Source organism: Gordonia sp. B8661-1 (assembly GCF_059427765.1).
Window position 1 is genome coordinate 470,450 of the sequence record NZ_JCAHRL010000003.1, and the last position, 23,042, is coordinate 493,491.

20 protein-coding genes are annotated in these 23,042 nt (G+C 67.6%); 7 read left to right on the forward strand and 13 right to left on the reverse strand.

Annotated elements, in window-relative coordinates; all coding sequences use genetic code 11:
* Nucleotides 1-155 precede the first annotated feature (155 nt).
* Entirely contained in the window at nucleotides 156-3,017 is a 2,862-nt protein-coding gene (gene ppc / locus AC4JJG_RS09645; RefSeq protein ID WP_495400694.1) for a phosphoenolpyruvate carboxylase, read from the forward strand.
* A 122-nt stretch (nucleotides 3,018-3,139) separates the two neighbouring features.
* Here the strand turns inward: ppc and AC4JJG_RS09650 are convergent, their stop codons facing one another.
* Entirely contained in the window at nucleotides 3,140-4,267 is a 1,128-nt protein-coding gene (locus AC4JJG_RS09650) for a substrate-binding domain-containing protein (RefSeq protein WP_495400693.1), read from the reverse strand.
* Nucleotides 4,268-4,324: 57 nt separating this feature from the next.
* On the opposite strand from AC4JJG_RS09650, the gene AC4JJG_RS09655 reads away from it, so the two are divergent.
* The 3 genes from AC4JJG_RS09655 (at nucleotide 4,325) to fmdA (ending at nucleotide 6,477) form a co-directional block, all read left to right on the forward strand.
* The gene (locus AC4JJG_RS09655; protein ID WP_495400692.1) at nucleotides 4,325-4,693 is read left to right on the forward strand and encodes a MarR family winged helix-turn-helix transcriptional regulator; all 369 of its coding nucleotides are present in this window, start codon (nucleotides 4,325-4,327) and stop codon (nucleotides 4,691-4,693) included.
* 240 nt (nucleotides 4,694-4,933) lie between these two features.
* Nucleotides 4,934-5,203 (forward strand): FmdB family zinc ribbon protein, encoded by a 270-nt coding sequence (locus AC4JJG_RS09660; protein WP_495400691.1) that lies wholly within the window; start codon nucleotides 4,934-4,936, stop codon nucleotides 5,201-5,203.
* Between the two features lie 29 nt (nucleotides 5,204-5,232).
* A complete protein-coding gene (fmdA, locus tag AC4JJG_RS09665) occupies nucleotides 5,233-6,477 on the forward strand; it encodes a formamidase (RefSeq protein WP_495400690.1) in 1,245 nt (414 codons plus the stop codon).
* An 18-nt stretch (nucleotides 6,478-6,495) separates the two neighbouring features.
* Here the strand turns inward: fmdA and AC4JJG_RS09670 are convergent, their stop codons facing one another.
* The 6 genes from AC4JJG_RS09670 to tkt form a co-directional block, all read right to left on the reverse strand.
* Nucleotides 6,496-7,191 carry an NAD(P)H-dependent oxidoreductase gene (locus tag AC4JJG_RS09670; protein ID WP_495400689.1) on the reverse strand — a complete coding sequence of 232 codons (696 nt, stop codon included), beginning with the start codon at nucleotides 7,189-7,191 and terminating at the stop codon, nucleotides 6,496-6,498.
* A 78-nt stretch (nucleotides 7,192-7,269) separates the two neighbouring features.
* Nucleotides 7,270-8,001, reverse strand: coding sequence for a 6-phosphogluconolactonase (gene pgl / locus AC4JJG_RS09675; protein WP_495400688.1), 732 nt, complete (start codon nucleotides 7,999-8,001; stop codon nucleotides 7,270-7,272).
* Nucleotides 7,998-8,921 carry a glucose-6-phosphate dehydrogenase assembly protein OpcA gene (locus tag AC4JJG_RS09680; RefSeq protein ID WP_495400687.1) on the reverse strand — a complete coding sequence of 308 codons (924 nt, stop codon included), beginning with the start codon at nucleotides 8,919-8,921 and terminating at the stop codon, nucleotides 7,998-8,000. The genes pgl and AC4JJG_RS09680 overlap by 4 nt, the downstream gene beginning before the upstream one ends.
* A 50-nt stretch (nucleotides 8,922-8,971) precedes the next feature.
* A complete protein-coding gene (gene zwf, locus AC4JJG_RS09685) occupies nucleotides 8,972-10,531 on the reverse strand; it encodes a glucose-6-phosphate dehydrogenase (RefSeq protein WP_495400686.1) in 1,560 nt (519 codons plus the stop codon).
* 5 nt (nucleotides 10,532-10,536) lie between these two features.
* Nucleotides 10,537-11,655, reverse strand: a complete 1,119-nt coding sequence (gene tal, locus AC4JJG_RS09690; RefSeq protein ID WP_495400685.1) for a transaldolase — start codon at nucleotides 11,653-11,655, stop codon at nucleotides 10,537-10,539.
* 63 nt (nucleotides 11,656-11,718) lie between these two features.
* Complete coding sequence (tkt, locus tag AC4JJG_RS09695; protein WP_495400684.1) at nucleotides 11,719-13,800, reverse strand: transketolase; 2,082 nt, start codon at nucleotides 13,798-13,800, stop codon at nucleotides 11,719-11,721.
* A gap of 261 nt (nucleotides 13,801-14,061) precedes the next feature.
* Here tkt and AC4JJG_RS09700 point away from each other — a divergent pair, with 261 nt between their 5' ends.
* Nucleotides 14,062-15,072 (forward strand): heme o synthase, encoded by a 1,011-nt coding sequence (locus tag AC4JJG_RS09700; RefSeq protein WP_495400683.1) that lies wholly within the window; start codon nucleotides 14,062-14,064, stop codon nucleotides 15,070-15,072.
* A 212-nt stretch (nucleotides 15,073-15,284) separates the two neighbouring features.
* Here the strand turns inward: AC4JJG_RS09700 and AC4JJG_RS09705 are convergent, their stop codons facing one another.
* Complete coding sequence (locus AC4JJG_RS09705; protein WP_495400682.1) at nucleotides 15,285-16,253, reverse strand: quinone oxidoreductase family protein; 969 nt, start codon at nucleotides 16,251-16,253, stop codon at nucleotides 15,285-15,287.
* 42 nt (nucleotides 16,254-16,295) lie between these two features.
* On the reverse strand, nucleotides 16,296-16,820 hold the full coding sequence (locus tag AC4JJG_RS09710) for a MarR family winged helix-turn-helix transcriptional regulator (RefSeq protein WP_495400681.1): 525 nt from the start codon (nucleotides 16,818-16,820) through the stop codon (nucleotides 16,296-16,298).
* Nucleotides 16,821-16,919: 99 nt separating this feature from the next.
* Here AC4JJG_RS09710 and AC4JJG_RS09715 point away from each other — a divergent pair, with 99 nt between their 5' ends.
* Nucleotides 16,920-17,741, forward strand: a complete 822-nt coding sequence (locus AC4JJG_RS09715) for an SDR family NAD(P)-dependent oxidoreductase (RefSeq protein ID WP_495400680.1) — start codon at nucleotides 16,920-16,922, stop codon at nucleotides 17,739-17,741.
* Nucleotides 17,742-17,786: 45 nt separating this feature from the next.
* Nucleotides 17,787-18,167, forward strand: a complete 381-nt coding sequence (locus AC4JJG_RS09720) for a hypothetical protein (RefSeq protein ID WP_495400679.1) — start codon at nucleotides 17,787-17,789, stop codon at nucleotides 18,165-18,167.
* Nucleotides 18,168-18,285: 118 nt separating this feature from the next.
* On the opposite strand, the gene AC4JJG_RS09725 is transcribed toward AC4JJG_RS09720, so the two are convergent.
* The 4 genes from AC4JJG_RS09725 to mptB form a co-directional block, all read right to left on the reverse strand.
* A complete protein-coding gene (locus AC4JJG_RS09725) occupies nucleotides 18,286-19,272 on the reverse strand; it encodes a COX15/CtaA family protein (RefSeq protein ID WP_495400678.1) in 987 nt (328 codons plus the stop codon).
* The gene (locus AC4JJG_RS09730) at nucleotides 19,269-20,087 is read right to left on the reverse strand and encodes an ABC transporter permease (RefSeq protein ID WP_495400677.1); all 819 of its coding nucleotides are present in this window, start codon (nucleotides 20,085-20,087) and stop codon (nucleotides 19,269-19,271) included. Before AC4JJG_RS09730 ends, AC4JJG_RS09725 begins: the two co-directional genes overlap by 4 nt.
* A complete protein-coding gene (locus AC4JJG_RS09735) occupies nucleotides 20,084-20,992 on the reverse strand; it encodes an ABC transporter ATP-binding protein (RefSeq protein ID WP_495401015.1) in 909 nt (302 codons plus the stop codon). The genes AC4JJG_RS09730 and AC4JJG_RS09735 overlap by 4 nt, the downstream gene beginning before the upstream one ends.
* Nucleotides 20,993-21,112: 120 nt before the next feature.
* A complete protein-coding gene (gene mptB, locus AC4JJG_RS09740) occupies nucleotides 21,113-22,915 on the reverse strand; it encodes a polyprenol phosphomannose-dependent alpha 1,6 mannosyltransferase MptB (protein WP_495401014.1) in 1,803 nt (600 codons plus the stop codon).
* Nucleotides 22,916-23,042: the final 127 nt, after the last annotated feature.

Below are 23,042 nucleotides of genomic sequence, written 5' to 3' on the forward strand. Positions count from 1 at the left end.
CATCCTCGTCGGCCCGGTTCTCTGCTTCGGCGGATGACCGGGCCGTCGTCGTATGCGGATCGCACGCACAACAGAGCCGCAGGAGCGGGACGATGTCGTGCGGCCGTTGGCTCCAGGGGATGCAGGTGCCGGGGGATGCCCGGATACTTGGAGGGATGACGCACACGAAGGACTCACGGGGCGCCCCCGACTGGCGGCCGTCCATCTCGATCGTCGAACATGTCACCGTCGATGACGAGGGCCGCGCACTGACGGAGCCCCTGCGCGAGGACATCCGGCTGCTGGGCGGGATCCTGGGCGAGGTGATCCGCGAGCACGCCGGCGAGGAGATCTTCGATCTGGTCGAGGCGGCCCGGGTCGCGGCCTTCCGGATTCGCCGTGCCGAGATGGATCGCGGGCAACTGGCCGACATCCTCAGCGACGTCGACATCGCCACAGCGGTACCGGTGATCCGCGCCTTCAGCACGTTCGCGCTCCTGGCCAATCTCGCCGAGGACATCCATCGGGAACGGCGCCGCGCCATCCACCTGCGTGCCGGTGACCCGCCGCAGAACAGCAGCCTGGCCGCGACCTACGGCAAGCTGGAGGCGGCCGGTCTCACGGACGCCGAAGTGGGTGCGGGGCTGGCCGATTCCACGGTCGTGCCGGTGATCACGGCGCATCCGACCGAGACACGGCGGCGCTCGGTGTCCGATGCACAGAACCGGATCACCGAGCTCATGCGGTTCCGTGGCCGCACGCAGCTCACCCCGGCCGAGGAGGCCGAGGTCGTCGACGGCATCCGGCGGCAGATCCTGACTCTGTGGCAGACCGCGCTGATCCGTCTCGAACGGCTGACGATTCAGGATGAGATCCGTTCCGGCCTGCGGTATTACGATGCCTCGTTCTTCGACGTGGTGCCCCGGATCAACCACACCATGAGACTGAGGCTCCGGGAGACCTACCCGGACGCGGGCCTCGACGATCATCCGATGATCCGGATGGGCTCGTGGATCGGTGGCGACCGTGACGGCAATCCCTTCGTCGACGGTGAGGTGGTGGAGTTGGCGACGACGCTGGCCGCGCAGACGGCCATCGACCACCACCTGTCGGAGTTGTCGGAGCTGCGCCGTGAACTGAGCATGTCGGCGCGGCTCATCGACGATGCGGGCGGTCTGCTCGACCTTGCCGGTATCGCAGCGGACGATCCGGCCGCCGACGAGCCGTTCCGTGCCGCCCTCCGGCACATCCGGTCGAGGCTGATGGCCACGGGTGCTGCGATGTTCGCGGGCAAGGGCGACGGCCTGTACCTGAACAGTGACGACGGTCCGCACCCGTGGGAGCAGATCGGCAACGGTGATTCCACGCCCTATGCGACCGCCGACGAACTGGCCGCCGATCTCGACGTGATCGACGCGGCGTTGCGGGCGAATCAGGATGGCGCCATCGCGGACGACCGTCTCCTTCGTCTGCGAGAAGCCGTGCGCACCTTTGGCTTTCACCTGTCCGGCCTGGACATGCGACAGAATTCGGATGTCCACGAGGAGGTCGTCGCCGAATTGCTCGCCTGGGCGGGCGTCCATCCCGACTACGCGGCACTCGGCGAGGACGAACGGGTCGAGATCCTCTCCGCCGAATTGCAGGCCCGTAGGCCGCTGACGACCCCCGACGCCGAGTTGTCGGAACTGGCCCGCAAGGAACTCGCCATCGTGCGGGCGGCTGCGGCCGCGGTGAAATCCTATGGCCGGCAAGCGGTCCCGAACTACATCATCAGCATGTGCACCTCGGTCAGCGACATGCTGGAGGCGATGATCCTTCTGAAGGAGGGCGGCCTGTACGACCCGAACGCGGGGGAGCCCGTGTGCTCGGTGCGTGTGGTGCCGCTGTTCGAGACCATCGAAGACCTGCAGCAGGGCGCCGAGACCCTGCTCGGTGCACTCGAGATCCCGTTCTATCGGCGGCTTGTCGAGTCCCAGCAGGGCATGCAGGAGATCATGCTCGGTTATTCCGACTCCAACAAAGATGGCGGATACATGGCTGCCAACTGGGCGCTCTACCGTGCCGAACTCGATCTGGTGGAGGCGGCGAAGAAGGCCGGAATCAGGTTACGGCTCTTCCACGGCCGCGGTGGCACGGTCGGGCGCGGTGGCGGTCCGAGTTATGACGCGATCCTCGCGCAACCGCCCGGCGCGGTGCACGGATCGCTTCGGATCACCGAGCAGGGCGAGATCATCGCCGCCAAGTACGCCGAGCCGGTCATCGCCGAACGCAACCTCGAAACCCTCCTCGCCGCGACCATCGAATCGACACTGCTCGACGTCGAGGGACTGGGTGACGAATCCGAAGCCGCCTACGTGATCATGGACGAGATCGCCGCGCTGGCCCGTAGCGCGTACGGCGAGCTGGTGCACGAAACACCGGGATTCGTCGACTATTTCACCCAGTCGACCCCGCTGTCGGAGATCGGCGCGCTCAACATCGGCAGCCGTCCCGCGTCTCGGAAGCAGACTGAGAAGATCTCGGATCTGCGTGCCATTCCGTGGGTGCTGTCCTGGACCCAATCGCGGGTGATGCTGCCCGGCTGGTACGGCACCGGTTCGGCGTTCGAGCAGTGGATCGGCGACGACGACGAACGCCTCGCGACCCTGCGCCGCTACTACCGTGAGTGGCCGTTCTTCGCGAGCGTGATGTCGAATATGGCGCAGGTGCTGGCCAAATCCGATATGGGGCTGGCGCACCGCTACGCACAGTTGGTGCCGGACGAAGCATTGCGCGACACCGTGTTCGGGATGATTGTCGACGAGCACGAGCGGACCATCGACATGTACTCGAAGATCACCGGTTCCGATGATCTGCTGTCGGACAACGCCGCGCTGAAACGATCCGTCTACAACCGCTTCCCGTATCTGGAGCCGCTCAACCTCCTGCAGGTGGAATTGCTGCGCCGCTTCCGCGCCGGAGAGGATTCCGACCTGGTGCGCCGGGGAATCCAGTTGACGATGAACGGGCTCGCCACCGCGTTGCGCAACAGCGGCTGACAGCGGGAGCGCAGTGGCCGACGTCGTCGCGGGCTGCGGAAAACAGCGCCCTGAGCGGCCTTCGAGGGCATATTGCCCTCGGGGAGGGCTGTCGGCGATGTTTTCGGCAGCGGTCGGCGGTATCAGATCACCCGGTCGACAACGGTGAGGTCAACGCCGTCGGCGCGCGCGAGATGGACACGGTGGCGGGCCACACCGCCGCGAAGATCAACCGGCCCGTGCGGGGAGTCCCAGCCGTAGGACTCGTAGGCGCGTCGCGCGTCATGGATGGTGGGCAGCGAATCTCCCGCGATCCCTGCGAGTACATGGATGGCGGAGTGGGTGGTCTCGGCCATCGTCCCCGGTGGCGGTGCGTCGGCCGGACCGCCCGGTCCCGCGCCGTTGAGAAGGTGGAACGCACGACGGAATCCCGAGACGAAATCGTCGGCGGCGGTGCCGCCGAGGTCGGCGAACCATCCCGCGGCCACGAACAGGTCGTCGGTGGCGTCGGGCCCGGTGGCCAGGACGACGGTCTCATCGGTGAACGGACTGAAGCGGGTGATGCCCAAGGTCCCCGGATGCGCGGCGAAGGCCCGATGGAAACGCACCGCGTCGGAACCGACGAGCAGGGTCACCACCGCGTCCGCGCCGGCTGCGCACACATCGTCGACGATCCGCGCCCAGCGCAGGTCGTCGTCGAGGCCCAGAGGCACGAATGTCGCACCGGAGATGGAGATATCGGTGCCGGCAAGGGCCGCGCGGGTGCCGGCCGCGGTGCCGCGTGGCCACACGTAGTCGTTGCCGACGATGAACCATCGCCGGATGCCGTGGTGGTCGCGGAACCAGCGGAGTGCGGCCAGCACCTGATCGCCGGGTGTCTCGCCGCTGCACAACACGCCGTCCGAGGCCTCGCCGCCCTCATAGGCGGTGGCGTACACGTAGGGGATACGGCCGGCGGTGACCGAGGTGATCGCCTGCCTGGTGTTCGACAGGTGCCAGCCGGAGACGGCGTGGATGCGACCGGAATCGAGGAGTGCCCGAATGTCGCCGGCCACCTCGTGCGGTGCGCGTCCGGCGTCGACATGGACGAACTCCACCGATCGGCCTGCCACTCCGCCCGCGGCCTCGATCTCCGAGGCGGCCAGTTCGGCGGCGGCGTGGCACTCGAGGGCGAACATCCCCGCGGGTCCCCGGCGGGGAACGGCCAGGGCGACGCGAAACCCGCGGTCCGCCGGGCCGATCGGTTCGAGTGTGATGTCATTGTTTGGCATGCTGATACGGCCGAACGTATCAGCGGCCGGTTCCACCGATCCGACAGGAGTCCACGCATGTCCGAAGTCACGGCGGCCCTCCGCCTGCTGCGTGAGGCAGCGGTCGTGGGCGGGCAGATCGACGCCGCGGTGCGCGGGCACGGACTGACCGTCGATCGATGGCGCGCCCTGGTGGTCATCGCCGGGAATCCCGGGTGCTCCATGGGGGAGGTCATCGACGCGCTGGTGCTCCCGGCCACGACGGCGACACGCACCGTCGACGCCCTCGTCGACATGGGGGCTGTGTACCGGACCCCGGCCGTCGAGGATCGTCGACGCGTCACGCTGCGCGCGTCCGGTCATGGCCTCACCCTCCTGCGCGGCCTCGAGTCGGGCGTCGAGTCGATCATGGTGGCGCATACTGCCGCATCCGTCGACATCGGCTGACCGTCTCGTAGCCCCCTCGGCCGCGAACCTCTCCCTCCAGACTGCCGGATTCCGTCCGCGCGTGCATGTCGCATGCGTAACATGCGGGCCCGGTTGCGGCCACTCCCGGTGACGATCTGGTTAATTGTCATGTCTTCTGTTGGGCGCCAGTCGATTTCGAATTGACATCGGAGTCCGGCCGAGTAGGTTCCCTACACATCCCGAATGGGATCAATGCCACCCCGGACACGGAGACGCCTCATGCCGACCTATCGCTATCGCTGTGCCGAGCACGGAGACTTCGACAGCAGCCATCCGATCACCACGGTGCCCGAACGGCGACCATGCGCACTGTGCCCGGCAACCGCCGTGCGCGTCTTCACCCCGCCGGGGCTACTGACCACCTCGGCGACAGTTGCTCGGGTGATGGATCTCCATGCCCGCTCCGCAACCGCCCCGGCCGTGACGAACCGGGCAACCATCGGCTCGCCGGCCCGTGCCGGTCGCCATTCCGCGCTGCCCCGTCCCTGACTCTTCCACCCCGTCAACCAGGAGCCTTCATGCCCGATGTGATCTTTCCCGTCGATCAGACCCTTCCGTTCCGGGAGCAGGAGTTGGTCGGCCACAACCGCTGGCACCCCGACATCCCGCCGGTGGCGACCGTGAAATCCGGTGACGTGTTCCGCGTCGAATCCAAGGAGTGGTTCGACGGCACGATACTCAACACCGATGACGCCGACGACATCCGTGACTGCGACCTGTCGATGGTGCATCAGTTGTCCGGGCCCTTCGGGGTGGAGGGTGCGCGGCCCGGTGACCTGCTGATGGTCGACGTCCTCGACGTCGGGCCGGTGCCGCAGGAGGTCGGTCCGGTCGCCGGTCAGGGGTGGGGATACACCGGGATCTTCGCCAAGGAGAACGGCGGAGGCTTCCTGACCGACTGGTTCCCGCAGGCGTACAAGGCGATCTGGGACTTCACCGGGCAGCGGGCCACGAGCCGGCACGTACCGGGCGTGGAATTCATGGGATTGATCCATCCCGGTCTGATGGGCACCGCACCCAGCCACGAGTTGCTGGCCCTGTGGAATGCCCGGGAGCAGAGGCTCATCGATACGGACCCGGATCGTGTTCCCGCACTGGCACTTCCGCCGCTACCGCACAACGCGGTGCTGGGTTCGCTCACCGGCGACGATTTCGAGCGCGCGGCCGCCGAGGCGGCACGGACGGCGCCGCCCCGGGAGAACGGCGGCAACCAGGACATCAAGAACCTGTCCAAGGGCAGCCGGATCTTCTACCCGGTGTTCGTCGACGGTGCGAACCTGTCGCTGGGTGATCTGCATTTCTCCCAGGGAGATGGTGAGATCACGTTCTGCGGTGCCATTGAGATGGGTGGGTTCATCGATCTCCGGGTGGAGGTCATCCCCGGCGGTATGGAGACGTACGGCATCACCACCAATCCGGTGTTCATCCCCGGCACCGTCGATCCTCGGTACTCCGAATTCCTCACCTTCGTGGGCTTCTCGGTCGATCAGCATGGCACACAACACTTTCTGGACTCGACCCTCGCCTACCAGAACGCATGCCTCAATGCGATCGAGTACCTCTCACGGTTCGGCTGGACACGGGAGCAGGTGTACCTGATGCTCGGCGCGGCCCCCGTGGAAGCGCGATTCTCCGGAGTGGTCGACGTACCGAATTCCTGTGCGACGCTCTACATTCCGACCGCGATCTTCGATGTCGACGTGCGGCCGTCGGCGTCCGGACCGGTGCGGGTCGACCGCGGTCAGTGTGCGGTCAGTACCTGAGGCCGGTCCGGTCGACCTTCATGCGCGGTGAGCGTCGAGGCCGACCGTCTCGGCCGCGACGTGGGGATGCAGGGCGATGCTGTGGTCGTAGTAGCGATCGTTCATCGGCAGATACCGAATCGGTTCCTCGTCGGCGATGCCGCGGAGTCGTGCGGTGAAGGCACCCTCGACATCCGGCAGCGAGCACGTGTCGACATCGCGGGCACGGGTGATCAGGTGCGGCCGAAGCGGGTCCATTCCCGTGTACCAGAAGGTGCCGTGCAGCGTGGTCCAGAGGACGTCCTCGATGTCACCGCTGATGCCGCGGGGACCGAGGGTGCCGGGCCGATCGCCCGCGGTCACCACGGCGAGAGCGCGACGGCCGACGAGTCCGCCGTCGCCGTATTTGCGTGCGCGGCCGGTCGCGGGATCGATGACGTCATAGGCGAATCCGGCCTCGAAGACCCGGTCGATCCACCCTTTGAGCATCGCGGGCATGCCGTACCACCAGAGCGGGAATTGCAGTACCACCAGGTCCGCCGACATCAGTTTCTGCTGCTCACGCCGGACGTCGTCGCCGCCCTCGGTTCGCAGCACCGGATCCCAGTCCATCGCGTAGAGATCGGATTCGATAATGTCCCAGCCGGATTCCCTCAGGGTGGCCAGCCCGGTGTCCCGGAGCCGGGCGTTGAGGGAGTCGGGGTGCGGGTGTGCCAGAACCCAGAGTGCGCGCACGGGAAACGTCCTGCCGTCGTCGGTGATGGTGCGCCCGGTGCAACCCTCGTCGACGGCGGTTGATTCCGCGGGCGGTCCTCAGAGGTCGGCTGCGGCCGCCCGGTCCAGGAACCACACCGTGGCATCGGTGCCGTGGGCGCCGGCACAGGGCCAGTCCTCCGGGTCGGCGCCACGATGCGCGGCGGCCACCGCTTCGGCCTTGTCCGCACCCGACACCAGGAACCACACCTGCTTCGACAGGTTCACGACCGGGAGGGTCAGCGTGATCCGGCGTGGCGGCGGTTTCGGTGAATCCTCCACCCCGAGCACCGGCCGCTGCTTCTCGGCAACCGCGGGAGTATGCGGGAACAGCGAATTGATGTGGCCTTCGCCGCCCATGCCGAGCAGGTGCACGTCGAAGACGGGCAGCCGACCGTCCGCGGCCCCTTCGAGGACCAGTGCGTAATCCTGGACGGCCGCGTCGAGGTCGTCGCCGAGCGGGCCGTCGGACGGCTGCATCGGATGGACGCGGTCGGGATCGACCGGGACGTGGTCGAGGAGGGCTTCGCGTGCCTGACGGTAATTGCGTTCCGGATCGTCGGCGGGGACGAAACGGTCGTCGCCCCAGAAGATCTCGACGCGCGACCAATCGATCGGGCTGCTGTTCGCCGCGAGCGCGCGAAGCAGCGCGATGCCGTTGGAGCCACCGGTGAGCGCCACGCGGGCGATGCCACGTTCGGCCTGTGCGGTGGTGACCAGATCGACGAAGCGCGCGGCGGCGGTCGTGGTCAGTTCGTCCTTGTCGTCGAAGACCAGTGTTTCGGTGCTCATCGGGTACCTGCCTCGGTGTCGTGGCGGACGCTCGCGACCCCGGCCAGGGCCCGAGCGTAGATCTCGTCGTCGTCAAGCCTGCGCAACTCTTCGGCCAGCAGGAAGGGAAGATCGCGCCGGGTCATCGCGACCCGACCGTCCGGATGGCCGGGAACCGACAGGACCGCATTGTTCTGTTCGTCGACGGCCAGCACGATCGGGCCGTCGTCGCGGATGAGTCGCACCTCGAAGCTGCCGGACAGCCGATGCGTGGGGACATCGAGTTCGGCGCTGAGCCACCCGGCCAGTAGGTCGACCCCGGGGGAGTCGGCGGGGCCGCTGACCTGCACCTCGGTGATGGGGGAGTGCGGCGGCCGGTCCAGCGCGGAGGCGAGCAGCGCGCGCCAGTGTGTGATGTGTGTCCAGGCCAGATCGGAGTCGCCGGGCGCATACGTCTCCAGACGGTGCGCGAGGATGGTGTCCGGGTCGGATGCCTTGTTGGCGTCCAGGATCCGGCGATGTCCCAGTTCGCCCATCGGGTCCTCCGAGGGGTTCTCCGGCGCCGTGCCGGGCCACCACGTCACCACCGGGGTGTCCGGCAGTAGGAACGGAAGCACCACGGAGCGTGGATGATTCGCGAGCTCGCCGACGAGGTTGAGGATGACGACCTCGGATGCACCCGCGTCACCGCCGACACGGATCTCCGCGTCGAGGCGGGAATCACCCTCGGTGGTCCCGCGCACCACCACGATGACTCGGCTCGGGTGTTCGCGACTGGCGCCGATCGCCGCCTCGATCGCGCCTTCGGTGGGTTCGCCCGCCTCGGTGCAGACGACGAGGGTCAGCACCCGGCCGAGGCTGATCGCGCCACCGGCCTCCCGGACCTCGACGATCTTCTTGGCCACCTCTGCCGTGGACGTGTTCGGGAGTTCGACGATCATGCGGTGTCCTTCTGTCGGCTGGTCACGGCGCAGGGGTCACGGCTGCCGGGTCAGGGTCGTCGCCAGGCGCGGCCGTGCCGGGTCATCATCTCGTCGGCCGAGGTCGGGCCCCAGGTACCTGATTCGTAGGTATCCGGCCTGCCACCCTCGGCCCAGTGTTCGATCACCGGATCCAGGATGCGCCATGCCAATTCGACCTCTTCGTTCACCGGGAACAGCGACGGTTCGCCCAGGAGCACGTCGAGGATGAGGCGCTCGTAGGCCTCCGGCGATGCCTCGGTGAACGCGGTTCCGTAGCTGAAGTCCATGTTGACGTCACGCACCTCCATGCTCGACGCAGGCACCTTGGACCCGAACCGCAGGGTGATGCCCTCGTCCGGCTGAATCCGGATGACGAGGGCGTTCTGGCTCAACTCCTCGGTCATCGTCTCGTCGAAGGGCAGATGCGGTGCGCGTTTGAAGACGATGGCGATCTCGGTCACCCTGCGCCCCAGTCGTTTTCCTGTTCGCAGGTAGAATGGCACGCCCGCCCAGCGGCGCGTATCAACCTCGAGTGCGATGGCGGCATAGGTCTCGGTGGTCGAGTCCTTGGAGAAACCCTCTTCCTCCAGCAGGCCGGGCACCTGCTGGCTGCCCTGCCAGCCCGGTCCGTACTGGCCGCGCGCGGTGTTCTCGTCCAGCGGCAGGATGTTTCGCGTCGCCGAGAGCACCTTGATCTTCTCCGTCTGCAATTGCTCAGGGGAGAAGGAGATCGGTTCCTCCATGGTGATCAGTGCCATCAGCTGTAGCAGGTGATTCTGGATGACATCACGCGCCGCGCCGATCCCGTCGTAATATCCTGCGCGACCGCCCAGTCCGATGTCCTCGGCCATGGTGATCTGGACGTGATCGACGTAATGCGAACTCCACAGCGGATCGAACAGCTGATTGGCGAACCGCAGCGCCAGGATGTTCTGGACGGTTTCCTTGCCGAGGTAGTGGTCGATGCGGAACACCGACGACTCGGGGAACACCTTGTTGACGATCGCGTTGAGCTCCTGCGCGGACTCCAGGTCATGACCGAACGGCTTCTCGATGACCACCCGGCGCCAGCTGCCCTCCGGCGGATCGGCGAGACCACTGCGCTGCAGTTGCTCGCAGACGACCGGGAAGGCCTTCGGAGGGACGGACAGGTAGAAGGCGTAGTTGCCGTCCGTGCCGCGCTCGGTGTCCAGGTCGTGCAGAGTGGACACCAACCGGTCGAAGGCCTTGTCGTCGTCGAAGGACCCCTCGACGAACCGGAAGCCCTCGGCGAGGCGTTCCCAGACCTCCTCGCGGAACTCGGTGCGTGAGTGCTCACGCACCGCATCGTGGACGACCGTGGCGAAATCCTCGTTGTCCCAATCCCGCCGGGCAAAGCCGACGAGTGCGAAGGACGGCGGGAGCAATCCGCGATTCGCCAGGTCGTACACGGCGGGCATCAGCTTCTTGCGTGCCAGGTCGCCGGTAACGCCGAAGATGACGAGGACACACGGTCCGGCGATGCGGGGAAGTCGTTTGTCGTCGGGGTCGCGGAGCGGATTCTGCCAGGCCTCCGCCGTCCGATCGGTGACCGCGAACGGCGCGGACACGGAGGTCAGGCCTTCGCCGCGTCGAGTTGCTCGGCCGTCGCGTCGAGCAATTCCTTCCAGGCGACCTCGAACTTCTCGACGCCCTCGTCCTCGAGCACCCGGAATACGTCGGGGAGGTCGATGCCGATCGCCGTCAGAGCGTCGAAGAGCTCCTGCGATTCGGGTCCGCGACCGATGATCGAGCCGGTGTCCACCCATCCGTGGTCGGCGAACGCATCCACGGTCTTGCCCGGCATGGTGTTCACCGTATTGGGCGCGACGAGTTCGCTGACATACAGCGTGTCCGGGTAGTCGGGGTTCTTCACGCCGGTCGATGCCCACAGCGGCCGCTGCGGGCGGGCACCCTGCGCCAGCAGATCCGGGAAGCGGGACTCGACCTCGAAGACCTGCTGATACGCCTGGTAGGCGAGGCGCGCGTTGGCGAGTCCGGCCTTGCCCCGCAGTTCCTGCGCGTCGGGGGTGCCGATGGCGTCGAGGCGCTTGTCGATCTCGGTGTCGACGCGCGAGACGAAGAACGACGCGACCGAGTGCAGCGTGGACAGGTCGTGACCGGCACGCGCCGCGGCGTCGAGTCCGTCGAGATAGGCGTCCATGACCTCCTGGTAGCGCTCCACTGAGAAGATCAGGGTGACGTTGACGCTGATGCCCTCGGCGAGGGTCCGGGTGATCGCCGGAAGCCCCGCCTTGGTGGCCGGGATCTTGATGAGCAGATTCGGGCGGTCGACGATCTTCCAGAGTTCGACGGCCTGCGCCACGGTGGCATCGGTGTCATGGGCCAGACGGGGGTCGACCTCGATGGACACCCGGCCGTCGACACCCTGCGTCTCCTCGAAGACCGGAGCCAGGACGTCGCACGCGTTGCGCACGTCGTCGGTGGTGACCGTACGGATCGTCGCGTCGACGTCGGCACCCTGCGCCGCGAGCTCGTTGACCTGGGCGTCGTAGGCGCTGCCCTTGGACAGTGCGGCCTGGAAGATCGCGGGGTTGGTGGTCACTCCGACGACGGACTTGGTGTTGATGAGCTCGGCCAGGTCGCCGGACCCGATCAGGTCGCGGGACAGGTCGTCGAGCCACACCGAGACACCGGCGGCGGACAGTTCGGCGAGCTTCTCGTTCTGGGTCACGATTTCTCTCCTCTGATGCGATGGTGTGCGGTCGCGCGTCGCGACGTGGGTCTTCGCCCGACGCTACTTGTTCGCGATGGCCTTCTGTGCGGCCTCCACGACGGCATCCGCGGTGATGTCGAACTCGCGGAAGAGGATCTTGTAGTCGGCGGAGGCACCGAAGTGATCGAGGGACACGATCTCGCCACCCGGGCCGACGATCCGGTACCAGGGCATGGCGATGCCGGCCTCGACCGAGACGCGCGGCACGCCCTCGGGGAAGACCGAGTTCTGGTACTCGGTGGTCTGCTCGTCGAACCACTCGAAGCACGGCATGGAGACGACGCGGGCATTGATGCCCTTCTCCGCCAAGGTCTTCCGCGCTTCGACGGCCAGCTGGACCTCGGAACCGGTGCCGATCAGCACGACGTCGGGGGTGCCGTCGGCGTCGATCAGCGTGTAGGCGCCGGCGGCGACGCCCTCGGCAGTGGTGCCCTCGAGGATGGGGACGCCCTGACGGGTCAGTGCCAGACCTGCCGGGTGGTCGCGCCGGGTCAGGATGTGCTGCCAGGCGTAGGCGGTCTCGTTCGCGTCGGCGGGACGCACGACATCGAGGTTGGGGATCGCGCGCAGCGCGGCGAGGTGCTCCACCGGCTGATGCGTGGGTCCGTCCTCGCCGAGCCCGATCGAGTCATGCGTCCAGACGTAGATCGGGTCGATCTCCATCAGTGAGGCCAGACGGACGGACGGCCGCATGTAGTCGGCGAACTGCAGGAAGGTGCCGCCGTAGGCGCGCGTCGGCCCGTGCAGCACGATGCCCGACAGGATCGCGCCCATCGCGTGCTCCCGGACGCCGAAGTGCAGAGTCCGGCCGTACGGCTGTGCGTTCCAGGTCGACGTGCTGATCGACGACGGGCCGAAGGAGTCTGCGCCGTCGATGGTCGTGTTGTTGCTGCCCGCGAGGTCGGCCGAACCGCCCCACAGCTCCGGCAATACCGGTCCGAGTGCACCGAGCACCTTTCCGGAGGCGGCGCGCGTGGCGACGTCCTTGTCGCCGACCTTCCAGGACGGCAGCACGTCGGTCCAGCCATCGGGCAGCTCATGCGCCTGCAGACGGTCGAAGAGCTTCTTGCGCTCCGGGTTGGCGGCGGCCCAGGAGTCGAAGGACGTGGTCCACTCGGCCTTCTCCGCCTCGCCTCGCTTGACCAGTTCCCGGGTGTGGGAGATGACCTCGTCGGAGACGTCGAAGTTCTTCTCCGGATCGAAGCCGAGGATCTTCTTGGTGGCCGCGACCTCGTCGTCGCCGAGTGCCGCACCATGTGCCGCACCGGTGTTCATCTTGTTCGGCGCGGGATAGCCGATGATGGTGCGCAACACGATGATCGACGGCTTGTCGGTCACGGCCTTGGCGGCGTCGACGGCGTCGATGATGCCGGTGACGTTCTCGCCGCCCTCTACGGTCTGCACGTGCCAGCCGTAGGACTCGTAGCGCTTCGCGACGTCCTCCGACAGCGCGATGTCGGTGTTGTCCTCGATGGAGATCTGGTTGGCGTCGTAGAAGACGATGAGGTTGCCGAGCTGCTGGGTGCCGGCCCAGGACGACGCCTCACTGGTGACGCCCTCCTCGATGTCGCCGTCGGAGGCGATCACATAGATGAAGTGATCGAAGGGGCTGGATCCGGGAGCCGCATCGGGATCGAACAGCCCGCGCTCGTAGCGCGATGCGGCGCTCATGCCGACGGCCGAGCCGAGGCCCTGGCCCAGCGGGCCGGTGGTGATCTCGACACCCTTGGTGTGGCCGTACTCGGGATGGCCCGGTGTGAGCGAGTCCCACGTGCGCAGCGCCTCGAGATCGGAGAGTTCGAGGCCGAACCCGCCGAGGTACAGCTGGATGTACTGGGTGAGGCTGGAATGGCCTGCGGAGAGCACGAAGCGGTCGCGCCCGACCCAGTGCGGATCGGCGGGATCGTGTCGCATGATCCGCTGGTACAGCGTGTAGGCCAGGGGAGCGAGGCTCATCGCGGTGCCCGGGTGGCCGCTGCCGCACTTCTGCACGGCATCGGCGGCCAGGATGCGGGCGGTGTCCACGGCGCGGGTGTCCACGTCGGTCCAGTCGGCCGGGTGAGCGGGCGTGGTCAGTTCGCGGATGTCGTCGGTGGGCGCCACGGTGCTTGCTGTCTCCTCTGGGCTTGGCGATGTCGTCGCTTGTGCAATGTCCGGAGCCGAGCCGAACGCAGGATCGTCGGCGGCTACATGCACCAGCCTAATGCGCTTGACCGAGTGGGGTGCGACGGCACCGCGTGTTCCGCCCGCCCACCGGCGCGATTCTTTGATCGGCGAACGTGCGGTCTACCATGCTCTGTAGTAGCCCACCGGCGATCTGCCGGTCCCGGCATCGAAGCAGCCACAGTGAGGATTGGGGAGCATGTGAGCGGAGATCTGTCCGCCGCGTCGCAGCGCACCGCAGGATCCGCCGCTTCTCGACCCGATCCCGCGGTCACGGATGCGACTCCAGCGAGCCCGGAGCGACTGTCGTTGCCGGCGCGTATCAAGGGCACGGTTCTCGCCTACATCGCGCTGACCAAACCGCGTGTCATCGAGTTGCTGCTCGTCGCCACCATCCCGGTGATGCTGCAGGCCGATCGCGGGCATGTCGACCTGGCCCTCGTGGCGTTCACACTGATCGGCGGATGGCTCGGCGCCGCAAGCGCGAACACGCTGAACATGGTCGTCGATGCCGACATCGATCAGAAGATGAAGCGCACGGCGCGCAGGCCGCTGGCCCGGCACGCGGTGTCCACGCGTGCGGCCCTGATTTTCGGCATCGTGCTGTGGATCGCGTCCTTCGCGGTCCTGTGGTGGGCGGCCAACCTGCTCAGCGCTCTGCTCGTCACCGCGACGATCGCGTTCTACGTGGGCGTCTACACGATGATCCTCAAGCGCCGTACCTGGCAGAACGTTGTGTGGGGCGGCGCTGCCGGGTGTATGCCGACGCTCGTCGGCTGGGCCGCGGTGACCAACAGCATCAGCTGGCAGCCCATCGTGCTGTTCCTGGTGATCTTCTTCTGGACGCCGCCGCACACGTGGGCGCTCGCCATGCGCTACAAGGAGGATTACCGAGCGGCAGGCGTGCCGATGCTGCCGGTGATCGCGACCGAGGAACGCGTCACCCGGCAGATGGTGTTCTACACCTGGGCGACGGTCCTGGCCTCCCTGGTCCTGCTCTGGGGCGCGAGCTGGATCTACGCGGCGATCGCCGTGGTCGCCGGCGGCTGGTTCGCCAGCCGGGTGCACAAGCTGTACCGCGAGACCAAGGCGGGCGCCGAGGTGGCACCGCTGAAGATCTTCCTGCAGTCCAACGAGTACCTCGCGATTCTGTTCTGCGGTCTGGCCGTCGACGCCGTGGTGAATCTGCCGACGATCTCCAGCTACTTCTGATCCTGATCGGCTGATCTCGATACGCCCTCGGCTATCGCCTCGGTCTACTCGATCAGCGGTCTACCCGAATTTCGGTGGTCGAGTGGCGTCGTGCCACTCGATCGGCGGTCTGCTCGATTTTTCGGTGGTCGAGTAGCGTCGCGCGAGCGCAGCGAGCCCGGCGCGTATCGAGACCCGGCGACATGATCTCGATACCCACTCGGTGGCCGCACTCACCCGGGGACGAGCGCAGTGGCGCCGGTCGTCGACCTGGCCTCCAGATCGCGATGTGCATCGGCGGCATCGGACAGCCGGTACTTCTGACCGACGCGAACATCCAGATCGCCGGACGCGATGGCACCCAGGTATTCGCCGGTCCGCCACCGGAGTTCGTCCGGGTCGGCGATGAAATGCGCCAGGGTCGGCCGGGTCACCGACAGCGATCCGGCACCGTTGAGGCGCTGCAGATCGAACGGTGGCACCGGGCCCGACGCGGCCCCGAACAGCACAACCGTGCCCCGCACCGCGGTGGCGGCGATCGACTGCTCGAAGGTGTCCGCGCCGACTCCGTCGTACACCACGGCGACGCCCGCGCCGTCGGTCAGCGTGCGGACCCGAGCCGCCAGGTCGTCGTCGTAGCGCAGCACGTGATCGGCTCCGGCGGCCCGCGAGAGTGCCTCCTTCTCGTCGCTCGACACCGTGGTGATCACCGTGAGTCCCTTGAGCTTCGCCATCTGCGTCAGGATGAGTCCGACGCCACCGGCTCCGGCATGGACGAGGATCGTGTCACCGGAATCCGGGTGGGCGCTGCCGTCGAGGAGATAGTGCGCGGTCAGGCCGCGCAGCAGTGCCGCACCGGCGACCTCGTAGGAGACGCCGTCCGGGATCGGTACGGCACGGGCGGCGGGCACCGCGACGAGTTCGGCGTAACTCGCGGGGGCGTCGACCCAGCACACCCGGTCGCCGACGGAGAGCGAGTCCACATCGGCGCCCACCGCGACGACCTCGCCCGCGCCCTCGGTACCCGGGATGTACGGCGGCTGGGACGGATACATGCCGCGCCGGAGATACGTGTCGATGAAGTTGACGCCGATCGCATGCGTCTTCACCAGTACTTCGCCGGGGGCGGGAATCGGGTCGTCGACGGTGCCGTGTTCCAGGACCTCCGGGCCGCCGTGTCTGATCACCTGTGTCGCTCGCATGGCCTCAGTTCTACACGGCCACGCGGTCGCTCGGCGCGTCGCTCATTCGACGCGATCGTGACGCGACGCCGTGCCGTACCTGTCCTCGAAACGTCCGAGGATCTCGGAGAGGTCCCGGTTGACTGTGGCGAGGCCGGCCATGTCGAGGCCCGCGAACATCTCCTTCTCGCGCGCCACCCGATCACGGGTCGCCGCGCTCCACGTCCGCCTGCCCGCCGCGGTGAGGGTGATAGGGCGGCTGCGACCGTCCTCGGACGCCACCGTCTCGACGAGCCGGGCACGGGACAGGCGGTTGATGCGGGTGCTGACCGTCCCGGACGTGAGGCCCAGGGTCGCTCCGAGTTCGGTTGGCGTGCAGGGTCCGTCACGGCGGGCGAGGACCGACAGGGCCTCCCAGTCGCCCATCGACATGTCGTGGGCTTCGGCGACCTCGGCGAGAACGTGCCCGAACACCCGTGACAGGCGGCCGATGCGTTGCCGGGCCTCCTCGACGCATGCGGCGCGCGTACCCCGTTCGATGCCCATACAGTCAAGCCATTCGTCCAGCTCATGCGACAACGAATCCATGACAACTCCCTCGGTACGACAATTCCCTTGATACTCAAGATAACCGGGCCTAGGGTTACTTGAGTATCAAGATAGATGGCCGCTAACCCAGGAGGGGCGATGTCGAAGGTATGGCTGATCACCGGTGCGAACACCGGATTCGGTCGCGCGATCGCGGAGGAGGTCACCGCATCGGGCGACACCGTCGTGGCGACCGCCCGTGACCCCGAGACGATCGCCGACTACAAGCAGCGGCTGCAACTCGACGTGCGGGATCCGGAGCGGGCCGAGGCGGTCGTCGCGGAGGTGACCGACAGGTTCGGTGCCATCGACGTGCTCGTGAACAACGCGGGCCACGGCTTTCTCGGAGCCGTCGAGGAGTTGAGTGATGACGACCTCCGGGACGTGCTGGACACCAACGTCTTCGGGGTTCTTCGGATGACCCGCGCGGTGCTACCGGGAATGCGTGGACAGGGCAGCGGCACGATCGTCCAGATGGGATCGGTGGGTGGCGTGGTCGGAAATCCCGGCCATGCCGCGTACGCGACATCGAAGTTCGCGCTCGAGGGGTTGTCCGAGGCGCTCGCAGGAGAGGTCGCCGGTTTCGGTATCCGGGTGCTGATCGTCGAACCCGGGCCGTTCCGTACGGAGTTCGCGGGCCGGTCGATTCGCGCGGCGGAAGCCATCGACGCGTACGCCGAGTCGCCCGCGGGGGAGTTGCGCCGCCGGTTCCCGACGCAGGACGGCGCGCAGCCGAACGACCCGCGACGCGGTGCGCGGATCATCGTCGACGCGGTGCGGAATCCCGACGCGCCCCTGCGGCTGCCACTCGGCCCCGAGGCGATAACGCGGATCCGGAGCAAGCTCACGGCACAACTCGACGATGTGTCCCGGTGGGCCGACCGAGCGGCCGGCACCGCCTTCGACGAACACACCGGATGATCCCGCGGGCCGGAGCCGTCGACCGCGGACGGTATGCTTCGACCCATGAGCGATCAGCCCGGATCCGAAACCCCAGCAACCGAACCCACCACGACGGTCACCGCGCCCGACGAGGTCGTCCGTTCGATCAAGGGCTTCATCCGCCACGAGGGCGGCTCGGCGAAGGCCGTCCTGCAGCCCGTCGGCGAGGCCGGTGTCCGCATCACGCTCGTCGGCGAGAAGGGCGGAATCCTCGGTGATCGCGTCGTGGTCGACTCGGCCACCGCCGAAGCGGTCGTCGCCGCCGTGCCGGACCTGGAGCAGGCCGAATGGGATCGCCAACTCAACGCCGACACCAACGTGCTGCCGAAGCACTGGCGCAAGATGGCCGGCTGGGTGGCCCACCAGTTCATCTATCCGAAGGCCCGCAACAGCGCCATCATCTGATCGGCGTCGGTCCGCGAGATCTCGCGGCGGAGTGCGTGATCTCGATACGACGGCTCGCTGCGCTCGCGGCCTACTCGATCAGCGGGTGGGCTGCTCGATCGACGGGTGGGCCGTTCGATCAGTGGGCGAGCGCTTCGCTCTTCCGCGTTCCGAACTCCAAAATCTGCCAGGTCGCGCAGATCAGGAGCAGCGCGCTGCCGGTCATGTGCGCGATGACCCAGGCGATCGGGAGGCCGGTGTTGTATTGGATGACGCCGATCGCTCCCTGGAGGAGCAGCAGTCCGAAGAACGTATAGGCGGTGCGTCGCGCCCGGAGTCCGCTCACGCGGGTGAACACGATGAGCGCGACCGACAAACCGATCAGGACGAACACGGCGTCGGCATGCAATTGGGTCGCGTTGTCGGGGGCCAGTCCGTTGCGGGGGGCGTCGGCGTCACCCGCATGCGGACCGGAGCCGGTGACCACCGTTCCCAGGTAGATCGTCACCCAGGTCACCAGATACTGGAGCCAGGAGAGTTGACGGCCCAGGCGCATCCGTGTCGACTCCGCCGGACGCTCGGGTGCATCGGGACGCAAGCGATACACGACCACGGTCGCGCCGGACACCAGGACCATCGAGAGCACGAAATGCAGTGAGACGACCCAGGGATTGAGCTTCGTCAGCACGGTTATGCCACCGATGACGCCCTGGAACGGGATGCCGAGCGCCACCAGGGTGACCAGCCAGCGGGAGTCGCGGGCGGCCGCGTCGACGCGTGCCCGCCGCCAGATCGCCACCCAGGCCGCGATCGCGATGACGATGAGCACCCACGTGAGCATGCGGTTGCCGAACTCGATGGCGCCGTGCAAGCCGAGAGCGGAATGGGGGACGAAGGATTCGTCGGTACAGCGTGGCCACGTCGGGCAGCCGAGGCCGGAACTGGTGAGGCGGACCGCACCACCGGTCGCGACGATGCCGACATTCGCCACGAGCAGGGCGATCGCCCACCAGAACACGAAGCGCGCGGTCGGGCGGCCGAAGCCCGGAATTCGATCGAAACGTCCGGGGGCCGACGCGCTCCCGGCGGCATTCGTTGTCGGGGGCGTCTGCGTGTCTGACGTCATTGGAACCGGAACCACCTCACTGCCAGCAGGCCGCCGACCGCGGCCCACACCAGCAACACACCGATACCGAAAAAGTCCACCGAACCATGGGTGGCCTGTCCGAGCGCCTCGGTGAGGGCGCCCGATGGAAGACAACGCGCGACCCAGTGGGCGGCATCGGGTACGCGGTCGCCGAGCACGACCAGACTTCCGACGCCCACGAGCGCGAACCAGAGAAGATTTGCCAGCGCGAGAACGATCTCGGCCTTGAGTGTGCCGCCCAGCAGGAGGCCCAGCGCCGCGAACGTCAGTGTGCCGATGGCGATGACGACGATGCCGAGCAGAAGGCCCGCGATCGAGGGCCGCCAGCCGAACGCGTAGCCGATGGCCCCGATGATCAGCGCCTGCAGCGCGACCACGGCGACGACCGCGAGGGATTTGCCCGCGATGATGCCCCACCGGGGAATCGGCGTGGCGCCCAGGCGTTTCAGAGCTCCGTACCGTCGGTCGAAGCCCACCGCGATGGCCTGCCCGGTGAACGCGGTCGACATGATCGCCACGGTCATGATGGCGGGTACGAACCGGGCCGCGCGTTCGGCCGTCGAGTCGCCGAGGCCGGAGTCGATCGGCAGCAGACAGAGTCCGATCAGCAACGTGATCGGGATGAACATCGTCAGCAGGAGCTGTTCGCCGTTGCGGAGCAGCAGGGTCAGCTCGAGTCGGGTCTGCGCCAGCAGCATGGACGGCAGCGAGGCTGCGCGGGGACGCGGCGTGAAGGTGCCGGGGGCGAAACGATTGTCGTGGGCGGCCGCGGCGGTCGCCGGGTCCGGGGTCACGAGCGCACCTCCCGTCCGGTGAGATCCAGGAAGACGTCGGACAGGCTGCGGGACTCGACGCGGAGATCTGTCGCGAGCACGTTCATCTCCGCACACCAGGTCGTGACGGCCACCAGGATCTGCGGCGTCACCTCACCACGGACGAGATAGGTGCCCGGCGCGGGTTCGCTGCAGTGGTAGCCGTCCGGGAGATTCCGTTCGAGGCTCCCCGGGTCCAGTCCGCGGGGAGCCGTGAAGCGCAGTTCGTGTTCGGCGCCACGGCTCGCGAGATCCTCGGGCGAGCCCGCCGCGACGACCCGTCCGTGATCGATGATGACCACCTGGTCGGCGAGTTCCTCGGCCTCGTCCATGAGATGGGTCGTCAGCAGTACCGAAACGCCGTCGCTGCGCAGGCGGTCGATCAACTCCCACACCAGGATTCGGGCGTGGGCGTCGAGTCCGGCGGTGGGTTCGTCGAGGAACACCAGCTCCGGGCGGCCGACGATGGCGCAGGCGAGCGACAGGCGCTGCTGTTGTCCGCCGGACAGTCTGCGGAACGGTGTGCGCGCCGCGTCGGCGAGACCGAGGACGTCGAGAAGCCAGTCGGGGTCGATGGGATCGGCACTGTACGCCGCGCAGAGGCGCAGCATCTCGGCCGCGCGGGCGCCCGGGTAGGCGCCTCCGCCTTGCAGCATCACGCCGATCCGGCGTCGCAGTTCGTCGTTGTCGGCCACCGGATCGAGGCCGAGGACACGGACCGTGCCGGCATCCGGCGTCAGGAATCCTTCGCAGAGTTCGACGGTCGTGGTCTTGCCCGCACCGTTGGGTCCCAGCAGGGCGAGCACGGTTCCGCGATCGAGATGGAGGTCGAGCCCGTCGACGGCGACCTTGTCCCCATACCGCTTGACGAGGCCGGTGACATCCAGAGCGGAGGACGTGTCGGCGGGATGACCGGTGGGGCGGTCATCGCCGTGGTGTCGCTCTCGGGTCGTCGTGCCGTGCACATCGGCAACCCTATTCCCTCGGCGGCCACGGCCAAAAACGGCTCAGGAGCGGTCGCTGCCCTCCGGGGCACGGTCGCGTCGTGTGAGGCGGCGCAGCCAGCGATGGATGGGCAGATCCTCGAAGAACAGCGCGGTCATCACCGCGACCATGATCACACCGGCCAGGAGTCCTTGTGCGAGAACGACTCCGCTGGTGTTGGAGCTCGTCGGCATCACCACGATGGCGATGATGGCGGTGACCGCGACGGCGGTGAGGCGGAACCACGGCCGGGTCGCCCAGGCGGCCAGGGGGATGACCGCCCAGAGCAGATACCAGGCCTGGACGAAGGGGAAGAACACCACGACTGTGGCCATTGACACACCGAGGGCACCCAGCGGGTGCAGTCGTCCCGCAAGACAGGCGAGCATCCACCGGACGATGAAGATCGCGGCTATCAGCTGTCCGAGCGGGCGGCCCACCTCGAGAATCGCCTGCGTCTGATCGCCGAGTCCGAGTCCCAGTCCGACACGTCCGGTGGTCACCGAGAGGAGGGTGGGTATGGACATCCAGGACCGCACCACGTCGCCGGTCGACAGGGTGCGTGTCCAGCCGAAGCCCAGCCCGGTGCCCAGGCAGATGCCGACCATGACGACCAGCAGGACTCCGAAGAGGAATCCCGCCGATCCGGTCAGCGCGATGATCGAGCGGCGTGAGCGATGCCACCACTCGCGCACGGGGGCGTTGCGCAGCGCGGGGAGTCCGGCGCCCCAGCGTTGGGCCAGGGCGATGCCGATGAATCCCATCGCCAGCAGCGAGGTGACCTTGACCATCGACGACGCGGAGATGACGGCCGCGCCCGCGATGAGTGTCCAGCCCGCGCTGCTCGGCCAGAGTGATCCGGCGCGGTGGAGGGCCTCCACCCCGTAGATGGCGCGGAAACACAGCTCCATGCCGACGAGCATCATGCCGAGCATCAGCGCCTCGTTGTGAATGCCGCCGACCAGATGCAGGATCAGCAGCGGATTCATGGCACCGAGCCAGAGCGCGGCGACCGACGAGACCCCGCATCGGCGAGCCAGCCGGGGCAGGGCCCAGACGATGAGTGCGATCCCGACCAGCGCGAGAAGCCGGTGCAGGAAGATCGCGGCGGTGATGTTGTCACCGGTGATCGCCGTGATGCCCTTGCCGAGCCAGAGGAACAGCGGGCCGTACGGCGCGGGCGTGTCCCGCCAGATGTTGGGCACCGAGCGCGTGAGGGTGTCCTCGACGCCGAGTCCGCGCAGCGGGCTGACCTCGTACGGGTCCATCCCGCGATGCGCGATGGCGCTCTGTGCGAGATAGGAATAGATGTCCTTGCTCAGCAGCGGGGGCGCGATGATGATCGGCGCGATCCACAGCATGAGGGTGCGGTCGGCCTGCTGACGGGTCATCCGGCGTTCCGGGCTCCGTCCGTGCCGGACCTCGACGCTGAACCGTCCGACGGCGAAGCGTCCGATCAGCAGCCATGCCACGACCAGCATGATCGTGCCGCCGATCGACAGCGTCAGCGCGGTACTCCACATACGGGACGGAAGAGACAGGACGCGCATCCCGGCGATCGGGTTCTGCAGGACGGGGATCGCACCGGTGGCGAGGGAACCGATCAGCAGCAGGACCGAGCCGGTGGCACCGAAGAGCTTGATGCGGGTCAGGCGGCTGTTCTCGGCGGCATTGAGCGGGCCGACCTCGCGTTCGTCGTCGTGCAGGCGCGCAACGGTCTTGCCGTAGTCGCCCCGGCGTTCGGTCGACGGGGGACGGGTGACTCGTTCGCCCTCCTGTCGCCGGAGCCCGAGGAAGTCGGTGGTGTCACGCACGATGCGGCGCACGGGACCCGGGCGTCGGTCCGTCGCGGTGTCCGCCGCTGTCGTTTCTGGCACGCCGCTGACTCTAATGCCTGACGCGGGCGCCGCGGTCGACGGTCGAACGGTGGCGCTGCTCGCTCGTGGGCGGCGG